Origin of the sequence: Klebsiella sp. WP4-W18-ESBL-05, assembly GCF_014169075.1 — a bacterium.
GTDB classification, from domain to species: Bacteria; Pseudomonadota; Gammaproteobacteria; order Enterobacterales; family Enterobacteriaceae; genus Kluyvera; species Kluyvera ascorbata_B.
Window position 1 is genome coordinate 4,683,057 of record NZ_AP022057.1, and the last position, 26,536, is coordinate 4,709,592.

Annotated in this window: 22 protein-coding genes and 1 riboswitch; of the genes, 12 read left to right on the forward strand and 10 right to left on the reverse strand. The window is 56.5% G+C overall.

Annotation, left to right across the window (positions count from 1 at the left end; genetic code table 11):
* Positions 1-10: 10 nt before the first annotated feature.
* Positions 11-1,300 (forward strand): phosphoribosylamine--glycine ligase, encoded by a 1,290-nt coding sequence (gene purD, locus H7R58_RS22300; protein ID WP_182929664.1) that lies wholly within the window; start codon positions 11-13, stop codon positions 1,298-1,300.
* Here purD and zraR read toward each other — a convergent pair.
* Together zraR and zraS are read right to left on the reverse strand one after the other, a co-directional pair.
* Positions 1,297-2,625 (reverse strand): sigma-54-dependent response regulator transcription factor ZraR, encoded by a 1,329-nt coding sequence (zraR, locus tag H7R58_RS22305; protein WP_182929665.1) that lies wholly within the window; start codon positions 2,623-2,625, stop codon positions 1,297-1,299. The two genes, purD and zraR, sit on opposite strands and share 4 nt — an antisense overlap.
* The gene (zraS, locus tag H7R58_RS22310; protein ID WP_182929666.1) at positions 2,622-4,001 is read right to left on the reverse strand and encodes a two-component system sensor histidine kinase ZraS; all 1,380 of its coding nucleotides are present in this window, start codon (positions 3,999-4,001) and stop codon (positions 2,622-2,624) included. Before zraS ends, zraR begins: the two co-directional genes overlap by 4 nt.
* A gap of 249 nt (positions 4,002-4,250) precedes the next feature.
* Here zraS and zraP point away from each other — a divergent pair, with 249 nt between their 5' ends.
* Positions 4,251-4,697 (forward strand): zinc resistance sensor/chaperone ZraP, encoded by a 447-nt coding sequence (gene zraP / locus H7R58_RS22315; RefSeq protein ID WP_106930747.1) that lies wholly within the window; start codon positions 4,251-4,253, stop codon positions 4,695-4,697.
* Between the two features lie 3 nt (positions 4,698-4,700).
* On the opposite strand, the gene H7R58_RS22320 is transcribed toward zraP, so the two are convergent.
* The 6 genes from H7R58_RS22320 to nudC all read right to left on the reverse strand — a co-directional run bounded on the left by H7R58_RS22320 (position 4,701) and on the right by nudC (position 9,047).
* Complete coding sequence (locus tag H7R58_RS22320; RefSeq protein WP_106930775.1) at positions 4,701-5,393, reverse strand: DUF1481 domain-containing protein; 693 nt, start codon at positions 5,391-5,393, stop codon at positions 4,701-4,703.
* Between the two features lie 12 nt (positions 5,394-5,405).
* Positions 5,406-5,678, reverse strand: coding sequence for a nucleoid-associated protein HU-alpha (hupA, locus tag H7R58_RS22325; RefSeq protein ID WP_001044509.1), 273 nt, complete (start codon positions 5,676-5,678; stop codon positions 5,406-5,408).
* 186 nt (positions 5,679-5,864) lie between these two features.
* Entirely contained in the window at positions 5,865-6,455 is a 591-nt protein-coding gene (locus H7R58_RS22330) for a YjaG family protein (RefSeq protein WP_106930749.1), read from the reverse strand.
* A gap of 33 nt (positions 6,456-6,488) precedes the next feature.
* Positions 6,489-7,169 carry a deoxyribonuclease V gene (nfi, locus tag H7R58_RS22335; RefSeq protein WP_106930751.1) on the reverse strand — a complete coding sequence of 227 codons (681 nt, stop codon included), beginning with the start codon at positions 7,167-7,169 and terminating at the stop codon, positions 6,489-6,491.
* Positions 7,169-8,233 (reverse strand): uroporphyrinogen decarboxylase, encoded by a 1,065-nt coding sequence (gene hemE / locus H7R58_RS22340; protein WP_182929668.1) that lies wholly within the window; start codon positions 8,231-8,233, stop codon positions 7,169-7,171. The genes nfi and hemE overlap by 1 nt, the downstream gene beginning before the upstream one ends.
* 40 nt (positions 8,234-8,273) lie before the next feature.
* Positions 8,274-9,047: an NAD(+) diphosphatase gene (gene nudC / locus H7R58_RS22345; RefSeq protein ID WP_106930755.1), complete on the reverse strand. Its 774-nt coding sequence runs from the start codon at positions 9,045-9,047 to the stop codon at positions 8,274-8,276.
* Positions 9,048-9,144: 97 nt separating this feature from the next.
* Between nudC and rsd the strand changes: the two genes are divergently transcribed.
* The 10 genes from rsd to H7R58_RS22395 all read left to right on the forward strand — a co-directional run bounded on the left by rsd (position 9,145) and on the right by H7R58_RS22395 (position 17,831).
* Entirely contained in the window at positions 9,145-9,630 is a 486-nt protein-coding gene (gene rsd / locus H7R58_RS22350; protein ID WP_106930757.1) for a sigma D regulator, read from the forward strand.
* Positions 9,631-9,680: 50 nt separating this feature from the next.
* Positions 9,681-9,790: riboswitch (TPP riboswitch) on the forward strand.
* 81 nt (positions 9,791-9,871) lie between these two features.
* A complete protein-coding gene (thiC, locus tag H7R58_RS22355) occupies positions 9,872-11,770 on the forward strand; it encodes a phosphomethylpyrimidine synthase ThiC (protein ID WP_182934533.1) in 1,899 nt (632 codons plus the stop codon).
* Positions 11,770-12,405 (forward strand): thiamine phosphate synthase, encoded by a 636-nt coding sequence (gene thiE / locus H7R58_RS22360; RefSeq protein ID WP_003845327.1) that lies wholly within the window; start codon positions 11,770-11,772, stop codon positions 12,403-12,405. The genes thiC and thiE overlap by 1 nt, the downstream gene beginning before the upstream one ends.
* Positions 12,398-13,156 carry a HesA/MoeB/ThiF family protein gene (locus H7R58_RS22365; protein WP_182929670.1) on the forward strand — a complete coding sequence of 253 codons (759 nt, stop codon included), beginning with the start codon at positions 12,398-12,400 and terminating at the stop codon, positions 13,154-13,156. Before thiE ends, H7R58_RS22365 begins: the two co-directional genes overlap by 8 nt.
* On the forward strand, positions 13,137-13,337 hold the full coding sequence (gene thiS / locus H7R58_RS22370) for a sulfur carrier protein ThiS (RefSeq protein ID WP_003033088.1): 201 nt from the start codon (positions 13,137-13,139) through the stop codon (positions 13,335-13,337). The genes H7R58_RS22365 and thiS overlap by 20 nt, the downstream gene beginning before the upstream one ends.
* Position 13,338: 1 nt before the next feature.
* Positions 13,339-14,109 (forward strand): thiazole synthase, encoded by a 771-nt coding sequence (thiG, locus tag H7R58_RS22375; RefSeq protein ID WP_182929671.1) that lies wholly within the window; start codon positions 13,339-13,341, stop codon positions 14,107-14,109.
* Positions 14,106-15,236 carry a 2-iminoacetate synthase ThiH gene (gene thiH / locus H7R58_RS22380; protein WP_182929672.1) on the forward strand — a complete coding sequence of 377 codons (1,131 nt, stop codon included), beginning with the start codon at positions 14,106-14,108 and terminating at the stop codon, positions 15,234-15,236. Before thiG ends, thiH begins: the two co-directional genes overlap by 4 nt.
* A gap of 234 nt (positions 15,237-15,470) precedes the next feature.
* The gene (locus tag H7R58_RS22385; protein WP_106930765.1) at positions 15,471-17,012 is read left to right on the forward strand and encodes a sensor domain-containing diguanylate cyclase; all 1,542 of its coding nucleotides are present in this window, start codon (positions 15,471-15,473) and stop codon (positions 17,010-17,012) included.
* 188 nt (positions 17,013-17,200) lie between these two features.
* Positions 17,201-17,506: a PTS sugar transporter subunit IIB gene (locus tag H7R58_RS22390; RefSeq protein WP_064546542.1), complete on the forward strand. Its 306-nt coding sequence runs from the start codon at positions 17,201-17,203 to the stop codon at positions 17,504-17,506.
* A gap of 7 nt (positions 17,507-17,513) precedes the next feature.
* Positions 17,514-17,831, forward strand: coding sequence for a PTS lactose/cellobiose transporter subunit IIA (locus tag H7R58_RS22395; RefSeq protein WP_035895909.1), 318 nt, complete (start codon positions 17,514-17,516; stop codon positions 17,829-17,831).
* Positions 17,832-17,995: 164 nt separating this feature from the next.
* Here H7R58_RS22395 and rpoC read toward each other — a convergent pair whose 3' ends face one another.
* The gene (gene rpoC / locus H7R58_RS22400) at positions 17,996-22,219 is read right to left on the reverse strand and encodes a DNA-directed RNA polymerase subunit beta' (RefSeq protein WP_106930767.1); all 4,224 of its coding nucleotides are present in this window, start codon (positions 22,217-22,219) and stop codon (positions 17,996-17,998) included.
* Positions 22,220-22,295: 76 nt separating this feature from the next.
* A complete protein-coding gene (gene rpoB, locus H7R58_RS22405) occupies positions 22,296-26,324 on the reverse strand; it encodes a DNA-directed RNA polymerase subunit beta (protein ID WP_106930769.1) in 4,029 nt (1,342 codons plus the stop codon).
* Positions 26,325-26,536: the final 212 nt, after the last annotated feature.

Consider the following 26,536-nt stretch of genomic DNA (forward strand, 5'->3'; position numbering starts at 1 on the left):
GGAGCAGACGATGAAAGTATTAGTGATTGGCAACGGCGGGCGCGAGCACGCCCTGGCGTGGAAAGCGGCGCAGTCGCCAAAAGTCGAAACGGTATTTGTCGCCCCGGGCAATGCGGGCACCGCGCTGGAACCCACGCTGCAAAACGTGGCCATCGGCGTAACCGATATTCCAGCGCTGCTGGCCTTTGCCCAGAACGAGAAGATCGATCTGACCATCGTTGGCCCGGAAGCGCCGCTGGTGATTGGCGTGGTTGATGCCTTCCGCGCCGCCGGTCTGAAAATCTTCGGCCCAACCGAAGGCGCCGCGCAGCTGGAAGGCTCTAAAGCCTTCACCAAAGATTTCCTCGCGCGCCACCAGATCCCAACGGCGGAGTACCAGAACTTCACCGAAATCGAACCTGCGCTGGCTTACCTGCGCGAGAAAGGCGCGCCGATCGTTATCAAAGCCGATGGCCTGGCCGCCGGTAAAGGCGTTATCGTGGCGATGACGCTGGAGGAAGCCGAAGCCGCGGTTCATGACATGCTGGCCGGCAACGCGTTTGGCGACGCGGGCCACCGCATCGTGATTGAAGAGTTCCTCGACGGTGAAGAAGCGAGCTTTATTGTCATGGTCGACGGTGAGCACGTGCTGCCGATGGCCACCAGCCAGGACCACAAGCGCGTGGGCAATGGCGATACCGGCCCGAACACCGGTGGGATGGGTGCCTACTCCCCTGCTCCGGTAGTGACTGACGAAGTCCACCAGCGCACCATGGAACGCATCATCTGGCCAACGGTGAAAGGCATGGCGGCGGAAGGTAACACCTATACCGGTTTCCTGTACGCGGGCCTGATGATCGACAATCAGGGCAACCCGAAGGTTATCGAGTTTAACTGCCGCTTCGGCGATCCGGAAACCCAGCCGATCATGCTGCGCATGAAGTCCGATCTGGTGGAGCTGTGCCTCGCCGCCTGTGACGGCAAGCTGGATGAGAAAACCTCCGAGTGGGACGAACGCGCCTCGCTGGGCGTGGTCATTGCCGCCGGAGGTTATCCGGGTAATTACAATACCGGCGATGAGATCCACGGTCTGCCGCTGGAAGACGTCGCTGACGGTAAAGTGTTCCACGCGGGTACCAAACTGTCTGCTGACGATCGCGTGCTGACCAACGGCGGTCGCGTGCTGTGCGCCACCGCGCTGGGCAACACCGTGGCGGAAGCGCAGAAACGCGCCTACGCCCTGATGACCGACATCCGCTGGGACGGCAGCTTCAGCCGTAACGACATCGGCTGGCGCGCCATCGAACGTGAGCAAAACTAACGGCTGAGCTTAGCCAGCAGCGTTTTGCGCGTAATACCTAACTGACGGGCGGCTTCGGTTTTATTGCCGCCCGTTTTTTCCAGCGCCGCCAGAATCACCTCTTTTTCAACTTCCACCAGCGGCTGAATGACGTCATCAGCCGATGAGCATGCCGGAACCGGCGTCCCGACAATCGCCAGCGGCAGCTCGCGCTCAGAAATATACTCTCCCGTCAGCAGCACAACCGCCCGCTCCACCGCGTTTTCCAGCTCGCGGATATTTCCCGGCCAGTCATAGTGAATCAGCAAATCCATCGCCTGCGGGGTAAAGCCCTGTACCGACTTACGGTTTCGTTCGCCGTAGCGCCGCAGAAAATGATGTGCCAGCTGAGGAATATCCTCACGGCGCTGGCGCAGCGGCGGCATCTCGATGGCGACCACGTTCAGGCGGTAGTAGAGATCCTGGCGAAAGCGCCCGGCATTCACCTCTTCAGCCAGGTCTCGATGGGTAGCGGCAATCAGCCGTACATCGACGGAAAGGGTCTGATTGCTGCCAACGCGCTGCACCTCACGCTCCTGGATAGCCCGCAGCAGGCGCACCTGCATCAGCGGCGAAATATCGCCAATCTCATCAAGAAACAGCGTGCCACCGTCGGCTTCGACAAAACGCCCTTCCCGGCGTTTATCAGCGCCGGTAAATGCGCCCTTCTCGTGGCCAAACAGTTCCGATTCCAGCAGCGACTCATTGAGCGCCGCGCAGTTCAGCGTCACCAGCGGCTTATCGCCGCGCAGGCTGAGGGCATGCAACGCGCGCGCCACCAGCTCTTTACCGGTGCCCGATTCGCCGTGAATGAGCACCGTCGCATCCGACGGCGCCACCAGCGCAATATTGTGTAACAGCGCCCGCATGGCCGGGCTATCGCCCACCATGCCAGACTGCGGCGCAGATTCCACCGCCGCGCTTTCCGGCTGGCGTGTGTGTGCTAAAGCCGCTACCAGCGTCTGCTGCAGGCTATCGAAATCGAGCGGTTTCACCAGGTAATCCAGCGCACCGGACTTGAGCGCCTCAACCGCTGTCCCCACGCTAGAGTAGGCGGTCATGATCAGCACCGGAATCGACGGGTTGTAGGCTTTAATCTCTTTCAGCGTTTCAATGCCGTCCATTTCCGCCATGCGGATGTCGCAGAGCACCAGATCGAACACCCGCTCGCGTACCTGCACCAACGCCTGTCGCCCGTTATGGGCCAGCGACACTTCATATCCCCAGCCCCGCAGCAGCGCCTGTAAGATTGTGCAGTGACTGGTGTCGTCATCGACCACCAGAATCGTCACGTTCTCTGCCGTCATCCTTGTTCATCCTTTTGTTGCCCGTTGGCCGGCAGGTAGAGGGTAAACGTCGCGCCCTTGCCTGGCGCGCTCGTCACCTGAATCGTTCCGCCGTGTTGCTCAACAATATTCTGTACCACCGCCAGCCCGAGCCCGGTACCGTCGGCTTTGGTCGTGAAGTATGGCGTGAAAATGGCCTGTTTTTGTTCTTCCGTCATCCCTTTGCCGCTGTCCGTGACGCTCAACATCACCCGCCCGTCGCCCGCCTCGCTAAGCGCTACCGTAATCGAGCCATCGCGGCCAATGGACTGAATGGCGTTAAGATAAAGGTTCAGCAGCACCTGGTTGAGCCTGTCCGGGTCGGCCTGAATACGGCACAAGCCAGGTTGAGCGCTAAAATTCAGCGTTACTGCCCGGCTTAGCGCATCCTGGCTGACCAGCTGAAGCGAATGGGCAACCACTTCATTTAAATCCACTGGCTGCCATTTTAAATGTGCAGGCTTCACCAGCTCCAGCAGCTCGCTCACCACCCGATTCAGGCGATCGGCCTCTTTCGCCATCACCTGCGCCAGCTCGTGCGACTCGCCGCCTGCCGGGGTTCGCTCGGCAAAATACTTCGCTAACCCTTTAATGGATGAAAGCGGGTTACGAATTTCATGCGCGACCCCGGCCGCCAGATGCCCCAGCGCCACCAGCTTTTCTCGACGGTGGGTGGCGTCCTGTAGCAGCCGCTGCGAACGCTGATAACGACGAAACCAGAAGCGGGCAAGAAGCGTCGCCAGCATCACCAGCGCGGCGGCGCACAGCATCACGACCATATTACGCAGCCCGCGCGCGCGCTCGGCGTCGAGCTCGCGGGCATCAAAAGCGATAAAAATAATCTGCGGCACTTCGGCCGACTCCCGGCGCGTCATCATGCGCATATGATGGCCACGGGCCGGATCGAGCGGGCGAAACTGGCGATAAATTTCCAGCGCGGGCTCCGGCGCCGCAATGCGTCGCCAGCGTGTCTGCTCACCCGCCTGCAGCGCGCGCATCTCATCCGGGGTATAGCGAATTTTCCCCACCTGCTCGGGATCGCTATGGGCCATCACCTTCCCCTGCTCGTCGACAACGGCAAACCACAGCACCCCAGGCTGCCAGGCCATCTCCTCCAGCATGGCCTGCAGTTGGGCGTGATGCATACGCATTCCCATGCCAACGCGGGTGCCGGACTCCAGAGCACGAATCAGCACGCTGCCTTTTTCCAGCAGCGTTTGCTGGGCGGCGGCGTTCTCGCGGCCATAGTCACGCACGATCAGCGCGGAGAACAGACATACCACCAGCACAATCACGCCGGTCAGCAGCCAGCTCAGGCCCGTAGCAATCGTATCCCTGGATAATCGTATTGGGTTCATGGGGCTTCCTTGGTTTTTGCGTTGCTATCCCTCAGCAGAAATCATGCCATCTTTCCGCGCCCGCAGCCCGGCCAGCGCGCACAAATGGGCGAGTTAAACGGGTAAAAATGACTCGCCTGGATACACAATGCGGGTCATTTTTACTCGCCGATCGCAAGCCATCGAGGCCCGCGCCGCAGTGTGCGGGCGATGACAAGCTGGCACAGAAGATGCAATGACTAAGATGACCACACTACAGGAGAATTCACCATGAAACGGAACAAGAATCTGGCTTTTGCACTCTTCGCTTTTGCCGCACTGACCTTCACCAGCGGCGCGGCGCTCGCGGGCCCCCATCACTGGAACAATAATGCCGGCAACGGCGGTGGCTACAGTCAACTAACCGATGCGCAGCAGGCGACCGCCCAGAAGCTGCACAACGATTTCTACAACCAGACCAGCGCGCTGCGCCAGCAGTTGACCTCAAAGCGCTATGAGTACAACGCGCTGCTGACGGCAGAGAAACCCGATAGCGCGAAAATTGAAGCGGTCGCGCAGGAGATGGAAGGCTTAAGCCAGAAGCTGGATCAGCAGCGGGTGAAGTTTGATGTTGCGATGGCACAGGCCGGTATTCCCCGCCACGGCGGCGCAGGCGATGGCTGCCGGGGCGGCGGGTACAGCGGCGGCGGGCATAGGGGTGGCATGCACCGCGGGTAAGGCTCAGAAGCTTTTTTCTGTCGGCTGCCAGGTACAGTAGTCTTCATTCGCCACCAGCAGCAGCTGGGAGCCTTCCGGGGCTTCCAGCCAGGCGATGCTGACCTCGGCGGAAGAGCGGCTCTGACGGCTGGCAATATGCCCTAACGCGCGGGCATCGAAGTCGGGTTTTACCGTCTCGCCTTCGCAGGTCGTTACCGATAAATCGGCGTGCCAACGCCCCTGACGCAGCACCACTTTCCCCAGCCGCAGCGCGTCGCTGGTCTGGCGGATCTGTTCGGCGCGATAGCGATAGAGCGCCACCTGGTCGCTGGAGAGCTGCTGCTTCTGCCCGTCGACTTCACGCTGCATAAAGCTCAGTTCGCCGTTACGGTCGAAGCGGGCGCGAATATGTTCGGCAGGTTTGCCGTAGATGTTCAGTTCAATCAGCTGCAGCATGTCGTTCTGCCAACGGTACTCGCTGGTTGAGGTGCTGCCACTGTGCCACGGGCTAAATGCGGCAAGCAGGTGCGTTTCGCCGCCGCTATCTTTACGCCAGATGCGCACCGCGCCCTGGGTATCCGCATAGCCGCTAGCGGTAAAGGGAGGCAGCGCGCTGTTGTGGCTACAGGCGGTCAGCAATAAGACACCCGCAAGCCCCGCAAAACGGCGCCAGATGAACGAAAGGGGCGAAACCGCCCCTTCTTTAAAACTGTTCACTGCCACGCAGCCTTACTTAACAGCGTCTTTCAGTGCTTTGCCAGAAACAAATGCCGGCACGTTAGCTGCAGCGATTTTGATTTCTTTACCGGTCTGCGGGTTGCGGCCAGTACGCTCAGCGCGGTGGTTCACTTTGAAGGTACCGAAACCAACCAGTTGTACAGCATCGCCTTCTTTCAGAGACTCAGTAATAGCAGCCAGGGTGGATTCCAGAGCAGCTTTAGCCTGGGTTTTAGACAGTTCAGCCTTGTCCGCAATTACATCAATCAGTTGAGTCTTGTTCATAAGTTATCCTTACAATGTGTTTATCGCTTGCTAAGCATCGAGTGCGACGAAAATGCCAGAAAAGCACTCTCCTGCATACACGCACCGATAGCCACTTTTTTTCGCCCTCCAAATGTAGACCAGACGGGGGGCAGATGTGAAGCCTTCAGGCGTGACAATTCAGGCGGTAAATCACGTTTTATTGTCTCATTGCTGAAAAATTATACCAATATTGCTTTCAGCGGCCTCTCGGAGGTCTGCGCGCAGCCCTTTAATCAGTTCAATATCGCGTTCTTCACATTCGGCCAAAAGGCGGAAAATCTCCCACTGAATGTCCCATTCCTGCTCTACAGCGGGGTTCAAACGCAGCTCTTCATCGGTCATTTCGCGACCGGCCTGGGTCATTTCCAGCATGGCGACGGTGGTAATCGAACTCTTACTGACTTCAATCGCATGTTCGAGCGTTTCACCGCTCAGACGCGAATGTATTAATTCGCTCAATGCAACACAGGCATCGATCGCCGGATAGACGCCGTACATGTCGTAGTCGTCTGCCGCCGGAATCGCCTCTTCCAGCTTTTCAAGCTGGCTGTCGAAGTTTACCTTCGCGTCTTTGACCGTCAGGGTTTCCCAGATGAGATCGAGAATGCGGCGGTACAGCTGTGGCTCACCAAATTCCGACTCTTTGCAGAACATGGCGTAGTTCGGGTACATGCGTTCGCACAGGCAAGCCATAAAGGTGACGTGCTGCCAGCTTTCCAGCTTCTCCAGACGCAGATGAATCGGGTTTTGTAACATGATGAGCTCTCAAATACGGAAATTAGACGCAGTTTACCCGATATGGGGCATTTTTGCTGCAAGCCGCGTAAAAGCCGGGCGTTCAGATGCCACCGCATCTGCCCAGCGCGTAGGTTCCGGCAGGCGATAGCCGTTCATGCAGCGTTGTACCCACGCCAGCGCGCTATCCAGACTCACGCGGTGGCCCGTGGAGATAAACAACGGGTTACAGCGCGCTTTGCTGCGCCAGACCCATGCCAGCTGTTCGCCTTTATCCAGCAACGGCGCTAACGCTCCGGGTTCGGCAGCGAGCGGCTCAAACTGGCCGCACAAGCGTTTCTTCGCCACGCCAATCGTCGGCACGTCCACCAGCAGGCCAAAATGGCTGGCGACGCCCAGACGGCGCGGGTGAGAGATGCCGTGACCGTCAACGAACAGCAGATCGGGCTTGTGCGAGAGCTGCTGCCAGGCGGCCATCAACGCGGGAGTTTCACGAAAGGAGAGAAAGCCTGGAATGTAAGGCATGGTCGTGGCGATACGCGCCACCTGGTATTCAACCAGCTCCAGCGAAGGGTATTTCAGCAAAACCATCGCGGCCCGCGTCACTTCGCCGCCCTGCTCAAAGCCCACGTCCGCCCCGCCGATCAGATCCGGCGGATCGTTTTGCAGGCGATCCTCACGGATCGCTGAAGAGGCCAGTTCAAGCTGCTGCGCGCGCAGCGACGCGAGATCCATTAGCGGTGATACGGCGCCGACAGACGGTGCACCGCTTCAACAAAGACGCCCGCGTGTTCCGGCGGTACGTCCTGATGAATGCCGTGGCCCAGATTGAAGACGTGGCCTTCGCCTTGACCAAAACCGGCCAGAATCGTCGCCACTTCTTCTTCAATGCGGGCCGCTGGCGCATACAGCATAGACGGGTCCATATTGCCCTGCAGCGCCACTTTGTGGCCTACGCGGCGACGCGCATCGGCGATATCGGTCGTCCAGTCGAGGCCCAGTGCGTCACAGCCGGTTTCCGCCATCGCTTCCAGCCACTGACCGCCGCCCTTGGTGAACAGCGTCACCGGCACGCGGCGGCCGTCGTTTTCACGCAGTAAGCCATCGACAATTTTGTGCATGTAGTACAGAGAGAACTGCTGATAATCGCGGCCGGTCAACACCCCGCCCCAGGTGTCAAAAATCATCACCGACTGCGCGCCAGCTTTGATCTGCGCGTTCAGGTACAGCGTGACGCTCTGCGCCAGCTTATCCAGCAGCAGATGCAGCGCCTGCGGATCGGCATACATCATCTTTTTAATCACGGTGAAGGCTTTGCTGCTACCGCCTTCCACCATGTAGGTCGCCAGCGTCCACGGGCTGCCGGAAAAGCCGATCAACGGGACTTCACCCTTCAGCTCACGGCGGATGGTGCGCACCGCGTTCATGACGTAGCCCAGCTCACCCTCCGGATCCGGAATCGGCAGCTTTTCCACATCAACTTTGCGGGTGATGGGCGAGGTAAAGCGCGGACCTTCCCCGGCTTCGAAGTACAGCCCCAGCCCCATTGCATCGGGAATGGTCAGAATATCCGAGAAGAGGATCGCCGCATCCAGCGGGAAGCGGCGCAGCGGCTGCAGCGTTACCTCGCAGGCCAGCTCTGCGTTTTTACACAGCGACATAAAGTCCCCAGCCTGCGCGCGCGTAGCTTTGTACTCCGGTAAATAGCGGCCCGCCTGGCGCATCATCCATACCGGGGTCACATCAACGGGCTGGCGCAGCAGCGCACGCAGATAACGATCGTTCTTCAGTTCGGTCATTTTTACATTCCTTTAGCGTTGATGCGCCCATTGTAACATGTCAGTCGTAGTCGGCCCGACACATTGCCACCGTATCTTCAATCAGCCGACGCGCCACGGTGCCCGGCGGCGGTAAAAGCGGAAGGTCGTCATAGCGATACCAGTTGGCATTGAGCAGCTCTTTCGGGTCGATGACGATGTCGCCGCTGTCGTATTCCGCCATAAACGCCGTCATCAGCGACTGCGGGAACGGCCACGGCTGCGAGGTAATGTAGCGCAGGTTTTTCACCGTGATGCCGCTCTCTTCCATCACTTCACGCGCAACCGCCTGCTCTAAGGTTTCGCCCACTTCAACAAAACCGGCCAGCACGGTATGCACGCCGTTGCGATGGCGAACGTGCTGGGCCAGCAGAATGGAATCATCACGACGAATAGCAACAATAATGCAGGGGGCGATTTGCGGGTAGTAGCGTTCGCGGCAGTGGCTGCACAGCATCGCCCATTCTGTTTTACTTGGGTGCATTGTGTGACCGCAGTAGCCGCAGAATTTATGCGAGCGGTAAAACTCCGCCAGCTGCACGCCGCGCCCGGCCAACTGGAACAGCCCAACGTCCTGATCCAACACCTGGCGAACCGACCCCATATCATGACGGCGCGCCTGCTGAACCAGCCAGACCGGCTCCCCTTGCCATTCACCAATCCGCAGTGCGCGCTGACCCACAAGATCGAAATTTACCGCTTCGCCATATGGTAATTCGCCTGCCGGCAGCCATAATTTTTGTTCGTGACTAACGATCCACCAGCCGCGATCCGATTTTTCAATTATACGATCCATATCTCTTGCGCTACCTTTGCTTCACAGGCATGTTATTAACATAATATTTACATATTGACGTGAGCAGATTTTCACTTACCGATGCGGGAGTCAACCTATGTTAAACCAGTTAGAGAGCCTGACAGAGCGTGTAAAAGGACACCATAGACTGGTCGACCGCTGGCTGAATATTCGTAAGCACCTGCTCGTGGCTTACTACAATCTGGTTGGCCTTAAGCCTGGCAAAGAATCGTTCATGCGTCTTAACGAGAAAGCGCTGGATGACTTTTGTCAGCGTCTGGTCGATTATCTTTCTGCCGGTCATTTCAGTATTTATGAACGCATTATCCATAAAATGGAAGGCGAGAGTCCGCTTTTAAACGCCGGAAAAATCTGGCCGCTGCTGGATGCTAACACCCAGCAAATTATGGACTACTACGATTCCACGCTGGAAAACGCCATCGACCAGGATAACGTTTATGCCTTCCAGCAGGCGCTGTCTGATATTGGCGAAGCGCTGGAGGCACGTTTTTTACTGGAAGATCAGCTCATCATGCTGACGTTTAATGCGCTCGATGGGGGCGAAATGAAACGCCCGGCTTGAGATTTACTGCATTAACGAGTAGTTTACATTCATTACCTCTCATCTGAGGTTACTTCTTGTCGGAGTGCCCAGTGCGCAAGCACGGGCTGAGACCGTTAATTCGGGATCCGCGGAACCTGATCAGGTTAAGACCTGCGAAGGGAACAAGAGTCAATCTACAACCGTATCGCCCCTGGGCGATCGCCTCTCTTGCTTCATCCGTCGTCTGACAAGCCACGTCCTTACTTTTTTGGAATGAGCTATGTCTGCCACTACTAAACCATCACGCCGCGAACAGCGCGCGCAAGCCCAACACTTTATCGATACCCTGGAAGGGACCGCCTTCCCTAACTCAAAACGCATTTATATTACCGGTTCGCAGCCGGATATCCGCATTCCGATGCGCGAAATCCAGCTGAGCCCGACGCTGATTGGCGGCAGCAAAGACAACCCGCAATTTGAAGACAACGAAGCCGTGCCGGTGTACGACACCTCCGGGCCGTATGGCGATCCTGACGTGGCGATTAACGTCCAGCAGGGCCTGGCGAAACTGCGCCAGCCGTGGATTGCGGCGCGTAACGACAGCGAAGAATTAGACGACCGCAGCTCCGCTTACACCAAAGAGCGCCTGGCCGACGATGGCCTGGACGGGCTGCGTTTCAGCGGCCTGCTGACGCCAAAGCGCGCCAAAGCCGGAAAGCGCGTGACCCAGTTGCACTACGCCCGTCAGGGGATCGTCACGCCGGAGATGGAGTTTATCGCCATCCGTGAAAACATGGGCCGCGAGCGTATTCGTAGTGAAGTACTGCGCCACCAGCATCCGGGGATGAACTTTGGCGCTCGTCTACCGGAAAATATCACCCCGGAATTCGTGCGTGATGAAGTCGCTGCGGGCCGGGCGATTATTCCCGCCAACATCAACCACCCGGAATCCGAGCCGATGATCATCGGCCGCAACTTCCTGGTGAAGGTGAATGCCAACATCGGTAACTCGGCGGTCACTTCCTCTATCGAAGAAGAGGTCGAAAAACTGGTGTGGTCGACCCGCTGGGGCGCAGATACGGTGATGGACCTCTCCACCGGTCGCTATATTCACGAAACCCGCGAGTGGATCCTGCGTAACAGCCCGGTGCCGATCGGCACCGTACCGATCTACCAGGCGCTGGAGAAGGTCAACGGGATCGCCGAAGATCTCACCTGGGAAGCGTTCCGCGATACGTTGCTGGAACAGGCCGAACAGGGCGTCGACTACTTCACTATCCATGCCGGCGTACTGCTGCGCTACGTGCCGATGACCGCTAAACGCCTGACCGGAATTGTCTCGCGCGGCGGTTCAATTATGGCGAAATGGTGCCTCTCGCATCACAAAGAAAACTTCCTGTTTGAACATTTCCGCGAAATTTGTGAAATCTGCGCCGCCTACGACGTCTCGCTCTCTCTCGGTGACGGCCTGCGCCCGGGTTCGATTCAGGATGCCAACGACGAAGCGCAGTTCTCCGAACTGCATACGCTGGGCGAGCTGACCAAAATCGCCTGGGAATACGACGTGCAGGTGATGATTGAAGGCCCAGGGCATGTGCCGATGCATATGATCCAACGCAACATGACCGAAGAGCTGGAGAGCTGCCACGAAGCGCCGTTCTACACCTTAGGGCCGTTGACGACAGATATCGCGCCGGGCTATGACCACTTCACCTCCGGCATTGGCGCGGCGATGATCGGCTGGTTTGGCTGCGCGATGCTGTGCTACGTGACGCCAAAAGAGCACCTCGGCCTGCCGAACAAAGAAGACGTGAAGCAAGGGCTGATTACCTACAAGATTGCCGCTCACGCCGCCGACCTGGCGAAGGGGCACCCGGGCGCGCAGATCCGCGACAACGCGATGTCGAAAGCGCGCTTCGAATTCCGCTGGGAAGACCAGTTTAACCTCGCACTCGACCCGTTCACCGCCCGCGCCTACCACGATGAAACCCTGCCACAGGAGTCCGGCAAGGTCGCCCATTTCTGCTCCATGTGCGGGCCGAAGTTCTGCTCGATGAAAATCAGCCAGGAAGTACGCGACTACGCCGCCGCGCAGACTATTGAAGTGGGAATGGCAGATATGTCGGAGAACTTCCGCGCCAAAGGCGGTGAAATCTACCTCAAAAAAGAGGAGGCATAATGTACCAGCCTGATTTCCCGACCGTGCCGTTCCGCCTCGGGCTTTACCCGGTGGTGGACAGCGTGGCGTGGATTGAACGCCTGCTGCAGGCGGGCGTACGCACGATCCAACTGCGCATTAAAGATAAGCGTGATGAAGAGGTCGAAGCCGACGTCATGGCCGCCATTGAATTGGGGCGTCGCTATGACGCCCGCCTGTTTATCAACGACTACTGGCGGCTGGCGATTAAGCACAACGCTTACGGCGTGCATCTGGGCCAGGAAGACCTTGAAACCACCGATCTGAAGGCGATTCAGGCGGCGGGGCTACGCCTGGGTGTCTCCACTCACGATGATATGGAGATCGACATCGCGCTGGCGGCTAAGCCTTCTTATATCGCACTCGGCCACGTTTTCCCCACGCAAACCAAGCAGATGCCTTCCGCTCCGCAGGGGCTGACGCAGCTGGCAAGTCATATTGAACGACTGGCAGATTACCCGACCGTCGCCATTGGCGGCATCAGCCTGGAACGTGCGCCCGCAGTGCTGGCAACCGGCGTCGGCAGCATTGCCGTGGTCAGCGCCATTACCCAGGCGGCTGACTGGCAGGCAGCCACAGCGCAGCTGCTCGACATAGCGGGAGTCGGCGATGAATGACCGCGACTTTATGCGTTACAGCCGGCAGATCCTGCTCGGCGATATCGCGATTGAGGGCCAACAAAAGCTGCTCGACAGCCATGTACTGATTGTCGGTCTGGGCGGATTAGGCTCGCCTGCCGCGCTGTATCTGGCGGGAGCGGGCGTCGGCACGCTGACGCTGGCGGACGATGACGACGTTCATCTGAGCAATCTGCAACGGCAAATATTGTTCACCACCGACGACATTGCTCGCCCGAAAGCGCTGGCGGCGGAATGCCATCTGGCGCGTCTTAACCCGGACAGCGAGCTGGTCGTCCTTGAGCAGCGGCTGACGGGCGATGCGCTGCGGCACGCTGTCGAGCGGGCCGACGTGGTGCTCGACTGTACCGACAACATGGCCACGCGTCAGGAAATTAACGCCGCCTGCGTGTCGCTGAATACGCCTTTGGTGACCGCCAGCGCCGTCGGTTTCGGCGGCCAGTTGATGGTGCTCACGCCACCGTGGGAACAAGGTTGTTACCGCTGCCTGTGGCCGGATGATGTCGAACCTGAGCGCAACTGCCGTACCGCCGGTATCGTCGGCCCGGTTGTCGGCGTGATGGGCACCTTGCAGGCGCTGGAAGCCATCAAACTGCTTAGCGGCATTGCGACGCCCAGCGGCGAGTTACGCCTGTTTGACGGTAAAACCAGCCAGTGGCGCAGCCTTGCGCTGCGTCGGGCCAATGGCTGCCCGGTATGCGGAGGGCAACATGCAGATTCAGTTCAATGATGAGCCGATGCAGTGCGCCGAGGGACAAACCGTCAGCGGGCTGCTCACCGAGCTTAATCAGCTTAAACCGGGCGCGGCGCTGGCGCTCAATCAGCAGATCCTGCCGCGCGAGCAGTGGCAGCAGCAAATCGTGCAGGAAGGCGACCAGATCCTGCTTTTTCAGGTTATTGCAGGGGGTTGATATGTTACGTATTGCCGACAAAACGTTTGATTCACATCTGTTCACCGGTACCGGAAAATTTGCCTCATCGCAGCTGATGGTCGAGGCGATTCGCGCCTCCGGCAGCCAGCTGGTGACGCTGGCCATGAAGCGCGTGGATTTGCGCCAGCATAACGATGCCATTCTGGCCCCGCTTATCGACGCGGGCGTGACGCTGCTGCCTAACACCTCCGGAGCGAAAACCGCTGAAGAGGCGATTTTCGCCGCCCAACTGGCGCGTGAAGCGCTGGGCACAAACTGGCTGAAATTAGAAATCCACCCGGATGCCCGCTGGCTATTGCCGGACCCAATTGAAACGCTAAAAGCCGCCGAAGCGCTGGTGAAACAGGGCGTTGTGGTGCTGCCCTACTGCGGCGCGGATCCGGTACTGTGCAAGCGGCTGGAAGACGTGGGCTGCGCGGCGGTGATGCCGCTCGGCGCGCCTATCGGCTCTAACCAGGGGCTGGAAACCAAAGCGATGCTGGAGATTATTATCCAGCAGGCGACCGTGCCGGTGGTGGTTGATGCAGGCATCGGCGTGCCCAGCCACGCCACGCAGGCGCTGGAAATGGGCGCCGACGCGGTGCTGGTCAACACGGCGATTGCCGTGGCGGACGATCCGGTGATGATGGCCACCGCTTTCCGTCTGGCGGTTGAAGCGGGCCTTCTGGCGCGCCAGGCCGTCCCCGGCAGCAAAAGCTCGCTCGCGCAGGCCACCAGCCCGTTGACGGGATTTCTGGAGGCACTGGCATGAATACCTTCACCGACCGCTGGCGACAGCTGGAGTGGGACGACATCCGCCTGCGTATCAACGGGAAAACCGCCGCTGACGTGGAACGCGCCCTCAACGCTTCGCAGCTTAGCCGCGATGATTTGATGGCGCTGCTCTCGCCTGCCGCCGCCGACTATCTGGAGCCGCTGGCACAGCGGGCGCAGAAGCTCACCCGTCAGCGCTTTGGCAACACCGTGAGCTTTTACGTTCCGCTGTATCTCTCAAATCTCTGCGCCAACGACTGCACCTACTGCGGTTTCTCAATGAGCAACCGTATCAAGCGTAAAACGCTGGATAACGCAGAAATTGCTCGGGAGTGCACGGCCATCCGTGAGCTGGGTTTTGAGCATCTGCTGCTGGTCACCGGTGAACATCAGGCAAAAGTCGGGATGGACTATTTTCGCCGCCACCTTCCGGCTATTCGCCGACAGTTTGCGTCACTGCACATGGAAGTTCAGCCGCTGGCGACCGAGGAATACGCCGAGCTGAAGGCGCTGGGGCTGGATGGCGTGATGGTTTATCAGGAGACCTATCACGAAGGAATGTACGCTCAGCATCACCTGAAAGGCAAAAAGCAGGACTTTTTCTGGCGTCTCGATACGCCGGACCGTTTGGGCCTGGCAGGCATGGATAAAATTGGCCTCGGTGCGCTGATAGGCCTGTCTGACAGCTGGCGGGTCGACTGTTTTATGGTCGCCGAGCACCTGATGTGGCTTCAGCAGCGCTACTGGAAAAGCCGCTATTCAATCTCCTTCCCGCGTCTGCGGCCCTGCGCGGGCGGCATCGAGCCGGCATCGCTGATGGATGAACGGCAGCTGGTACAGACGATTTGCGCCTTTCGTCTGTTCTCACCGGATACCGAACTATCGCTGTCCACCCGCGAGTCTCCCTGGTTCCGTGACCGCGTGATCCCGCTAGCCATCAATAACGTCAGCGCCTTTTCCAAAACCCAGCCCGGCGGCTACGCCGACGATCGCCCGGAACTGGAACAGTTCTCGCCGCACGATGCCAGAACCCCTGCCGAAGTCGCCAACGCGTTAACCGCGCGCGGGCTACAGCCGGTATGGAAAGACTGGGACAGTTGGCTCGGACGAAGCGCACCGCGCTAAAAGTGAGCTACACTGATTCAGGGCGACGTGCTTCAAGCGCCGCCCTTCACCCAATCCTAACAAACGAATATTTCATAAAAAACGGTATTTACTAGCAATTTAATCTATACATATAGATTAAATACTCATGTTTACATCGATAAAGTATAATTATTGAGTCATAAATATGTGTATACGATTGCGGTACCTGCTCTCTCTGGTTTTCTGCAATTCACTCCGGGAATGGAAACCATGATGAGTTCTCACAGCAGGCGGCTGTCGTTTACAGCGCCTATTTTTATCAGTTTTGCCGGCATCATCCTGTGCTTTGTGATTATTGCCACGCTGGTCACTATCATTCAACGCAATGATATTATTCGTGATTATCACAGTATTAACCGCAATTTCACCCATAACCTTGCGGTCAATTACACGGAATCCATTCTGCATGAAAACGATTATATTCTGGGGCGTGCGACAACCTTTTTAGCCCGTAATGATGAGCTGAACAGACTCGTCAATATCGACCCCGAGCAAGGGCTGCAATCCATGATGCAGCTGCTGTCCATGATGCCCACCGTCTCTTCGCTGTCGATCGCCGATACGCAAGGCCATTACCTGCGCGCACCGCAGGCGATTGAGCGCCCGAATGCGCCGGTTTTTGATGCCTCAACCCGCCCGTGGTTCGTGCATCAGGGCGATGTCGGGATCTTCAGCCGCTATACCCAGCCCTACACCGATTTCTTCACGCAGCAACAGACCGTGACGCTGGCAAAACCGGTTATTTCGACCGACGGCAAACTAAAAGGCACGCTGGCGTTCCACTTTGATCTCACCGCCATGAGCCATACGCTGCGGCAGATGCGCTCGCCGGTGCAAGGCGAGTTCTTCATCGTCAACCGCCAGGGACAGGCGCTGCTGCATCCGGACAGCGGCAAGCTGTTCCAGACGGTCGTGTCTGAACAACTGCTTAACGGCATGACCGCTGGCGAAGGAGAAGTGTTCGATAAACCCAGTCGTACCTGGTATTACTACTATTCCTTCACCAACCCTGACTGGTTTGTGATCTATAAAGTTTCCGGCCATACCCTCAGCATGCTGGCGCAGCATGAAAGTATCATCATCTCGTGGGGCTTCGCGCTGGCAGGTCTGATTATCATTACCTTCGGCCTGTACCTGCGGCACGCCTCACGCGGCATCCTGATGAATATCATTAACGCCATCAAGACAGGTGATACCCAACGAGCGCCGGGCCTGGAGGTGATGCTGCATAAAGCGATTGAGACGAATAAAGCGCGCGAGCGGGCCTACGTGCGCCAGGCGACCGTCGACTCGCTGACCGGCTGTAAGAACCGCTGGGCCTTCGATACCGACATCGCTAAGCTGATGAACGAGCGACAGTCGTTCGCACTCGCGCTGGTCGATATCGATAACTTCAAATCCATTAACGATACCTGGGGTCATCTGAGCGGGGATATTGTCCTGCGCAGCGTTGCCCGTGAAGGGATCGCTATCCTGCAGGCACATGGTCTATCGTTGTATCGCTACGGTGGCGAAGAGTTTGCGGTTATTTTCACCGCCGAACACGTTGCCGAAGCCGCCGCCCTGCTGGAGCTATGGCGGTTGAACGTGGCTAACCGGTCATGGCGTGAAGAAGGCCTGCATGTCACCTTCAGCGCCGGGCTGGGCGAATGGCATATGGAGACGTTGGATCACCTGGTCTCGAGCGTTGACGAAGCGCTTTATCGCGCCAAACGCCAGGGGAAAAATCGCATCGAACGTACCTCAACCTCCTGACTTTCCCCCTCGATAACGAAAGACCCGCGCCGCGGGTATTTTTGTCTTTGCGCCACGCTAAAAAATGTAACCGGTTTCAGACTTTTGCGACAATCTTTGTGATGCCTTACACACAATCGCTGCAAAGCGGTTGTTGATCGTTTCAGCTCGCGATAAACATGGTTAATCACGGGTCATGAGGGAGCATTATGAAGAATATCGTTTTATGCTGCGCTGCAGGTATGTCCACCAGCATGCTGGTTCAACGCATGAAGGACGCAGCTCAGAAAAAAGGGGTTGAAGTCTCAATTAAAGCCGTACCGGTGGCCGAATTCAAAGCGAATATCAACGAGGCAGACATCGTTCTGCTCGGCCCACAGGTCAAGTATGAGCAGGCTAAGCTACAGGCGCTGGCCGACCCGCTGGGCAAGAAAGTCGCGGTCATCGATATGATGGATTACGGCATGATGAAAGGCGATGTCGTGCTTGAGAAAGCCCTTAAGTTAATGGAGTGAGGAAGACGTGGAAGATTTAGAATCAATCATCATGGAACTGCTGGTGAACGCCGGTGCCGCACGTAGCTCCGCATTAACCGCGCTGCAGCTCGCGCGTAAGGGTGACTTCGAAGGCGCAGAAAAAGCGATGGAAGAGTCCCGCGAGTTCGTGAAGCTGGCACACGGTATCCAGACGCAGCTGATCGGCATCGACGAAGGCACGGGCAAGCTGCCGGTTAACCTGATTACCGTTCATTCTCAGGATCACCTGATGAATGCGATGGTTATCCAGGATCTGGCCACCGACATGATTGAACTGTACCGCCGTATTCCTCTGGTGAGCTAAACGCACGATGACGGAATAAAAAAGGCACCCACCAGGGTGCCTTTTGCATTTGTAGCATTTGTAGGCCGGATAAGGCGAAGCCGCCATCCGGCAATTACGGAGCAGCAATAAAAAAGGCCACTCCGAAGAGTGGCCTTTTCAACTTATCGCACTAGCGTGAACGATTAGTCGTTGTCGGAACCGCCCAGACCTGCGTTCAGCAGCTCTGCCAGGCTCGCGGTCGCTTCTTCAGCGCTAACCTGCGGCGCGACAGAAACTTCACCCGCCGCGCGGCGACGGATGCGATCCTGGTGGTACGCATAACCGGTACCGGCCGGGATCAGACGACCCACGATAACGTTCTCTTTCAGACCGCGCAGTTCGTCGCGTTTGCCCGCAACGGCTGCTTCGGTCAGCACGCGAGTGGTCTCCTGGAACGAGGCCGCAGAGATGAACGACTCGGTTGCCAGAGACGCTTTGGTAATACCCAGCAGATCGCGGGAGAAGGTTGCACCCACTTTGCCGTTCGCTTCCAGTTCGCGGTTAGCAATCTTGACGCGGGAGTATTCAACCTGCTCGCCTTCCAGGAAGTCGGAGCTACCCGCGCTTTCGATGGTGGCTTTACGCAGCATCTGACGAACGATAACTTCGATGTGCTTATCGTTAATCTTAACGCCTTGCAGACGGTATACGTCCTGCACTTCGTTAACGATGTAACGAGTTACAGCATGTACGCCACGCAGACGCAGGATGTCGTGCGGTGCTTCCGGACCGTCGGAAACCACGTCACCACGTTCTACACGTTCACCTTCGAACACGTTGAGCTGACGCCATTTCGGAATCATCTCTTCGTACGGATCGCTACCGTCTACCGGGGTGATAACCAGACGACGTTTACCTTTGGTTTCTTTACCGAAGGAAATGATACCGCTGATTTCAGCCAGGATTGCCGGCTCTTTCGGACGACGTGCTTCGAACAGGTCGGCAACGCGCGGCAGACCACCGGTGATGTCCTTGGTACCGCCGGATTCCTGCGGAACACGGGCCAGGGTGTCACCAGAACTGATCTGAACGCCATCGTCCAGCTGAACAATCGCTTTGCCCGGCAGGAAGTACTGAGCAGGCATATCGGTGCCTGGGATCAGAACGTCGTTGCCCTGGGCATCAACAATTTTCAGCGCCGGACGCAGGTCTTTACCACCGGCAGTACGCTCTGCAGAATCCAGAACCACCAGAGAAGACAGGCCGGTCAGCTCGTCGGTCTGACGAGTAATGGTCTGGCCGTCGATCATGTCAGTGAAGCGAACAAAACCGCTTACTTCGGTGATAACCGGCATGGTGTGCGGATCCCAGTTTGCAACGGTTTCGCCGCCGGCAACCTGTTCGCCATCACCTTTCGCCATAACAGAGCCGTAAGGCACTTTATAGCTCTCTTTGGTACGACCGAATTCGTCGATCAGCTTCAGCTCGGTGTTACGGGAAGTGATAACCAGTTTACCGCTGGAGTTCACAACCGACTTCGCGTTGCTGAGCTTAATGCTACCTTTGTTTTTCACCTGGATGCTGGATTCAGCAGCCGCACGAGATGCCGCACCACCGATGTGGAACGTACGCATCGTCAGCTGTGTACCCGGCTCACCGATGGACTGTGCCGCGATAACGCCGATAGCCTCACCTTTGTTGATGATGTGGCCACGCGCCAGGTCACGACCGTAGCAGTGCGCACATACACCAAAGTCGGTGTCACAGGATACAACGGAACGTACTTTGACGGAGTCAACGGAGTTGGTTTCCAGCAGGTCACACCACTGTTCGTTCAGCAGGGTGTTGCGTGGAACCAGGATATCCGCCGTACCCGGCTTCAGAACGTCTTCAGCGGTTACACGACCCAGTACGCGATCGCGCAGCGGCTCTTTAACGTCACCACCCTCGATAACCGGGGTCATGGTGATGCCTTCCAGCGTGCCGCAATCGTCTTCAGTAACAACCAGGTCCTGTGCCACGTCAACCAGACGACGCGTCAGATAACCGGAGTTCGCTGTTTTCAGTGCGGTATCCGCCAGACCTTTACGCGCACCGTGGGTGGAGATGAAGTACTGGAGTACGTTCAGACCTTCACGGAAGTTCGCGGTGATTGGCGTTTCGATGATGGAACCATCCGGCTTCGCCATCAGACCACGCATACCTGCCAGCTGACGAATCTGTGCTGCAGAACCACGCGCACCGGAGTCGGCCATCATGTAGATGCTGTTAAAGGAAACCTGCTGCTCTTCTTCGCCGTTACGGTTAATCACGGTTTCAGTTTGCAGGTTGTCCATCATCGCTTTGGATACACGATCGTTCGCCGCGGCCCAGATATCGATAACTTTGTTATAGCGTTCGCCCGCGGTAACCAGACCAGACTGGAACTGCTCCTGGATCTCAGCAACTTCGGCTTCCGCTTCAGAGATGATCTCGTATTTCTTCTCTGGGATAACCATGTCATCGATACCAACAGACGCACCAGAACGGGCTGCATACGCAAAGCCGGTGTACATGGTCTGGTCAGCAAAGATAACGGTCGGTTTCAGGCCCAGAATGCGGTAACAGGTGTTCAGCATTTTGGAGATCGCTTTTTTACCCAGCGGCTGGTTCACGATAGTGAACGGCAGACCTTTAGGTACGATCATCCACAGAATGGCACGACCAACGGTAGTGTCTTTCAGCGTGGTTTTGGCTACGAACTCGCCGTTCTCGTCTTTTTCGTATTCAGTGATACGAACTTTAACGCGAGCGTGCAGTTCAGCCTGGCCAGAGCGGTACAGACGTTCCGCTTCTTTCGGGCCAGTCAGCACCATGCCTTCGCCTTTGGCATTGATTTTGTCACGGGTCATGTAGTACAGACCCAATACCACGTCCTGAGACGGAACGATGATTGGCTCGCCGTTCGCTGGAGACAAGATGTTGTTGGTAGACATCATCAGCGCACGCGCTTCCAGCTGGGCTTCCAGCGTCAGCGGTACGTGAACAGCCATCTGGTCACCATCGAAGTCGGCGTTATATGCCGCACAAACCAGCGGGTGCAGCTGGATAGCTTTACCTTCGATCAGTACCGGTTCAAACGCCTGGATGCCCAGACGGTGCAGTGTTGGTGCACGGTTCAGCATGACCGGGTGTTCGCGGATCACTTCGTCCAGGATATCCCAAACGACAGCTTCTTCGCGCTCAACCATTTTCTTCGCGGCTTTGATGGTGGTGGCCAGGCCACGCAGTTCCAGTTTGCCGTAGATGAATGGTTTGAACAGCTCCAGTGCCATTTTCTTAGGCAGACCGCACTGATGCAGACGCAGGTATGGACCTACGGTGATGACAGAACGACCGGAGTAGTCAACACGCTTACCGAGCAGGTTCTGACGGAAACGACCCTGTTTACCTTTGATCATGTCGGCCAAAGATTTCAGAGGACGTTTGTTAGAACCGGTGATCGCACGACCGCGACGACCGTTATCCAGCAGGGCGTCGACCGCTTCCTGCAGCATACGTTTTTCGTTGCGAACGATGATGTCCGGCGCAGCCAGATCCAGCAGACGTTTCAGACGGTTGTTACGGTTAATGACGCGACGATACAGATCGTTCAGATCCGACGTTGCGAAACGACCACCATCCAGCGGAACCAGCGGACGCAGATCTGGCGGCAGAACCGGCAGAACGGTCAGGATCATCCACTCTGGTTTGTTACCAGACTGTACGAACGCTTCCAGCAGCTTGATACGCTTGGTCAGCTTTTTACGCTTGGTTTCGGAGTTGGTTTCGTTCAGCTCTTCGCGCAGAGTTTCACACTCTTGCTCCAGATCCATGCTTTTCAGCAGGGCCTGGATAGCTTCCGCACCCATCTTCGCGTCGAATTCGTCACCGAACTCTTCCAGCGCGTCCAGATACTGCTCTTCAGTCAGGATCTGTTGACGTTCCAGGTTGGTCATACCGCCTTCGATAACCACATAAGATTCGAAGTACAGTACGCGTTCGATATCACGCAGTGGCATATCGAGCAGCAGACCGATACGGGACGGCAGCGATTTCAGGAACCAGATGTGGGCAGTCGGACATGCCAGCTCGATGTGGCCCATGCGCTCACGACGCACTTTGGTTTGGGTCACTTCAACGCCGCACTTCTCACAGATCACACCGCGGTGTTTCAGGCGCTTGTACTTACCGCACAGGCACTCGTAATCTTTTACCGGCCCAAAGATACGGGCGCAGAAAAGGCCGTCACGCTCAGGTTTGAACGTACGGTAGTTGATGGTTTCCGGCTTTTTAACTTCACCGAAAGACCATGAACGGATCATGTCTGGCGAAGCCAGAGCAATTTTGATCGCATCAAACTCTTCGGTTTTAGTCTGCGCTTTCAGAAACTTTAATAAATCTTTCACGGATTTGCTCCCGTCGGAGTTAGCACAATCCACTGCCGGGGGTTACCCCGGCAGCAGTGACCTGTTTGAGCGAGGATTACTCGTCTTCCAGTTCGATGTTGATGCCCAGCGAGCGGATTTCTTTCAACAGTACGTTGAAGGATTCCGGCATGCCCGGTTCCATCTGATGGTTGCCATCTACGATGTTCTTATACATCTTAGTACGGCCGTTCACGTCATCAGACTTAACGGTGAGCATTTCCTGCAGGGTGTAGGCGGCGCCGTATGCTTCCAGCGCCCACACTTCCATCTCCCCGAAGCGCTGACCACCGAACTGCGCCTTACCACCCAGCGGCTGCTGAGTAACCAGGCTGTAAGAACCGGTAGAACGCGCGTGCATTTTGTCGTCGACCAGGTGGTTCAGTTTCAGCATGTACATGTAACCTACGGTTACCTGACGCTCGAACTGTTCACCGGTACGGCCGTCGAACAGGGTAATCTGACCAGAAGATGGCAGACCGCCCAGTTGCAGCAGTTCTTTAATTTCCGCTTCTTTCGCACCGTCGAATACCGGCGTTGCAATTGGCATACCTTTCTTCAGGTTTTCAGCCAGACGCAGCACTTCATCATCGGTGAAGGTGTTCAGGTCGACTTTCTGACGAACGTCGGTACCCAGATCGTAAGCACGCTGGATGAATTCGCGCAGTTTCGCGACTTCCTGCTGCTGTTTCAGCATGGCGTTGATCTTATCGCCGATACCTTTCGCAGCCATACCCAGGTGGGTTTCAAGGATCTGACCGATGTTCATACGCGATGGTACGCCCAGCGGGTTCAGTACGATATCTACCGGCGTACCGTTAGCATCGTGCGGCATATCTTCGATCGGGTTGATCTTAGAAATTACACCCTTGTTACCGTGACGACCTGCCATTTTGTCACCAGGCTGGATACGGCGTTTAACGGCCAGGTATACCTTAACAATCTTCAGCACACCCGGTGCCAGATCGTCGCCTTGGGTGATTTTGCGGCGTTTCGCTTCGAGTTTTTTCTCAAACTCGTGCTTCAGTTCGTCGTACTGTTCAGCCAGCTGTTCCAGCTGATTCTGTTTCTCTTCGTCGGTCAGGCCGAGTTCTAACCAGCGATCGCGCGGCAGCTTGTCGAGCTTCTCAGCTTCAACACCACCGGCAACCAGCACAGCGTAGATACGGCTGAACAGGCCAGCTTCGAGGATCTGCAGTTCTTCAGACAGGTCTTTCTTAGCCTGCTTCAGCTGCATCTCTTCGATTTCCAGCGCACGTTTGTCTTTTTCTACGCCATCGCGAGTAAAGACCTGAACGTCGATAACAGTACCGGAAACGCTGTTTGGTACGCGCAGGGAAGAGTCTTTAACGTCAGACGCTTTCTCACCGAAGATTGCACGCAGCAGCTTCTCTTCTGGGGTCAGCTGGGTTTCACCTTTCGGCGTTACCTTACCAACCAGAATGTCGCCACCGGTGACTTCTGCACCAATGTAAACGATACCGGATTCATCCAGTTTGGAGAGCGCAGCTTCACCCACGTTAGGGATGTCAGCGGTGATCTCTTCTGGCCCCAGCTTGGTGTCACGGGACACACACGCCAGTTCCTGAATGTGGATGGTGGTGAAACGGTCTTCCTGAACAACACGCTCGGATACGAGGATGGAGTCTTCGAAGTTGTAACCGTTCCATGGCATGAATGCCACGCGCATGTTCTGACCCAGCGCCAGTTCACCCAAGTCGGTGGACGGGCCATCTGCCAGCACGTCGCCGCGCTCGATTGGCTCACCCAGAGACACGCAAGGCATCTGGTTAATACAGGTGTTCTGGTTAGAACGGGTGTATTTGGTCAGGTTGTAGATGTCGATACCCGCTTCGCCCGGATACATCTCGTCTTCGTTAACTTTGATAACGATACGGGATGCGTCGACGTACTGAACGGTACCGCCACGCTTAGCAACTGCAGTAACACCGGAGTCAACGGCAACAGCACGTTCCATACCGGTACCAACCAGCGGCTTATCAGCACGCAGAGTTGGAACGGCCTGACGTTGCATGTTCGCACCCATCAATGCACGGTTGGCGTCATCGTGTTCCAGGAACGGGATCAGGGACGCACCGACGGATACCACCTGCTGGGTGGATACGTCCATGTAGTCAACCTGGTCACGGCTGAACAGGCTGGATTCGCCTTTGCTACGGCAAGTTACCAGGTCTTCTACAAAGTGGCCTTCGTCATCCAGGTTGGAGTTCGCCTGAGCGATAACGTAGTTGCCTTCTTCGATAGCAGACAGGTAATGAATTTCGTCGGTGACAACACCGTCGGTCACTTTACGGTACGGAGTCTCAAGGAAGCCGTATTCGTTAGTCTGTGCGTACACGGACAGGGAGTTGATCAGACCGATGTTCGGACCTTCAGGCGTTTCGATTGGACATACGCGACCGTAGTGAGTCGGGTGTACGTCTCGAACTTCGAAGCCTGCGCGTTCACGGGTCAGACCGCCCGGGCCGAGTGCGGAGATACGACGTTTGTGCGTAATCTCAGACAGCGGGTTGTTCTGGTCCATAAACTGAGACAGCTGGCTGGAGCCGAAGAACTCTTTCACTGCCGCGGAAATCGGCTTAGCGTTGATCATATCCTGAGGCATCAGGGTATCGAGATCGCCCAGAGACAGACGCTCTTTCACCGCACGCTCAACACGTACCAGGCCAACGCGGAATTGGTTTTCCGCCATTTCGCCTACGGAACGGATACGACGGTTGCCGAGGTGGTCGATATCATCGACTTCGCCTTTACCGTTACGGATATCGATGAGCTTCTTCATCACTTCGATGATGTCATCTTTGCTCAGGATACCGGAACCTTCGATCTCGTCACGCAGCAGAGAACGGTTGAACTTCATACGACCAACCGCAGACAGGTCATAGCGGTCTTCGGAGAAGAACAGGTTCTCAAACAGGCTTTCAGCCGCTTCACGAGTCGGCGGCTCACCCGGGCGCATCATACGGTAGATTTCTACCAGCGCGCTCAGGCGATCGTTAGTTGGGTCGACACGAATCGTTTCAGAAATGTACGCACCGTGGTCCAGATCGTTGGTGAACAGCGTTTCGATACGCTTGTGGCCAGACTGGCTCAGCTTAGCCAGCAGATCCAGGCTCAGCTCCATGTTCGCCGGGCAGATCAGCTCGCCGGTGGATTCGTCAACGTAGTCTTTAGAAGCGACTTTGCCAGCGATGTACTCAACCGGAACTTCGATATGTTTGATATCGTCTTTTTCCAGCTGGCGAATGTGGCGCGCGGTAATACGGCGACCTTTTTCAACGTACACTTTACCGTTGGCTTCGATATCAAACGACGCAGTTTCGCCACGCAGACGCTCTGGAATCAGCTCCATCTGCAGCTTGTTGTCGCGAATCTCGAAAACGACTTTCTCAAAGAACAGGTCAAGGATCTGCTCAGTGGTGTAGTTCAGCGCACGCAGAATGATGGTCGCAGGCAGTTTACGGCGACGGTCGATACGTACGAACAGGTTGTCCTTCGGATCGAATTCGAAGTCCAGCCAGGAACCACGGTAAGGAATGATGCGCGCGTTATACAGCACTTTACCCGAAGAGTGGGTTTTACCTTTATCGGAGTCAAAGAAGACGCCTGGGCTACGGTGCAGCTGAGAAACGATAACACGCTCAGTACCGTTGATAACAAAGGTACCGTTGTCGGTCATGAGCGGAATTTCGCCCATGTAGACTTCTTGTTCTTTAATGTCTTTTACGGTGCCTTCCGGCGCTTCGCGCTCGTAGATCACCAGACGCAGTTTGACGCGCAGCGGTGCGGAATAGGTCACGCCACGGATCTGACATTCCTGAACGTCAAAGACAGGCTCGCCCAGACGGTAGCTGACGTATTGCAGCTCGGAATTACCGCTGTAGCTTTTAATCGGGAATACGGAACGGAAAGCCGCTTCCAGACCATACTGGCCTTCAGGATCTTGCTCGATAAACTTCTGGAACGAGTCAAGCTGGATAGAAAGGAGATATGGGACATCCAGTACTTGCGGACGTTTACCAAAATCCTTACGAATACGTTTTTTCTCGGTATAGGAGTAAACCATAGGGTTCCTCAGCTCGCTGACAAGTCGACGCATCTGTCCATGGGCAGACAGTTTGTGCAACACTATTTTGTTGACCGGAAAATGGAACACTTTCCGCAATACCTGTTGCTATCACGCTTAAACCATTTCATTGCGATTTACACAGAGCGAGCACCCTGTCGCAATATATTAAGTCGTCGATAGAAACGTGCATTGTCAGGACAACCAGTAGT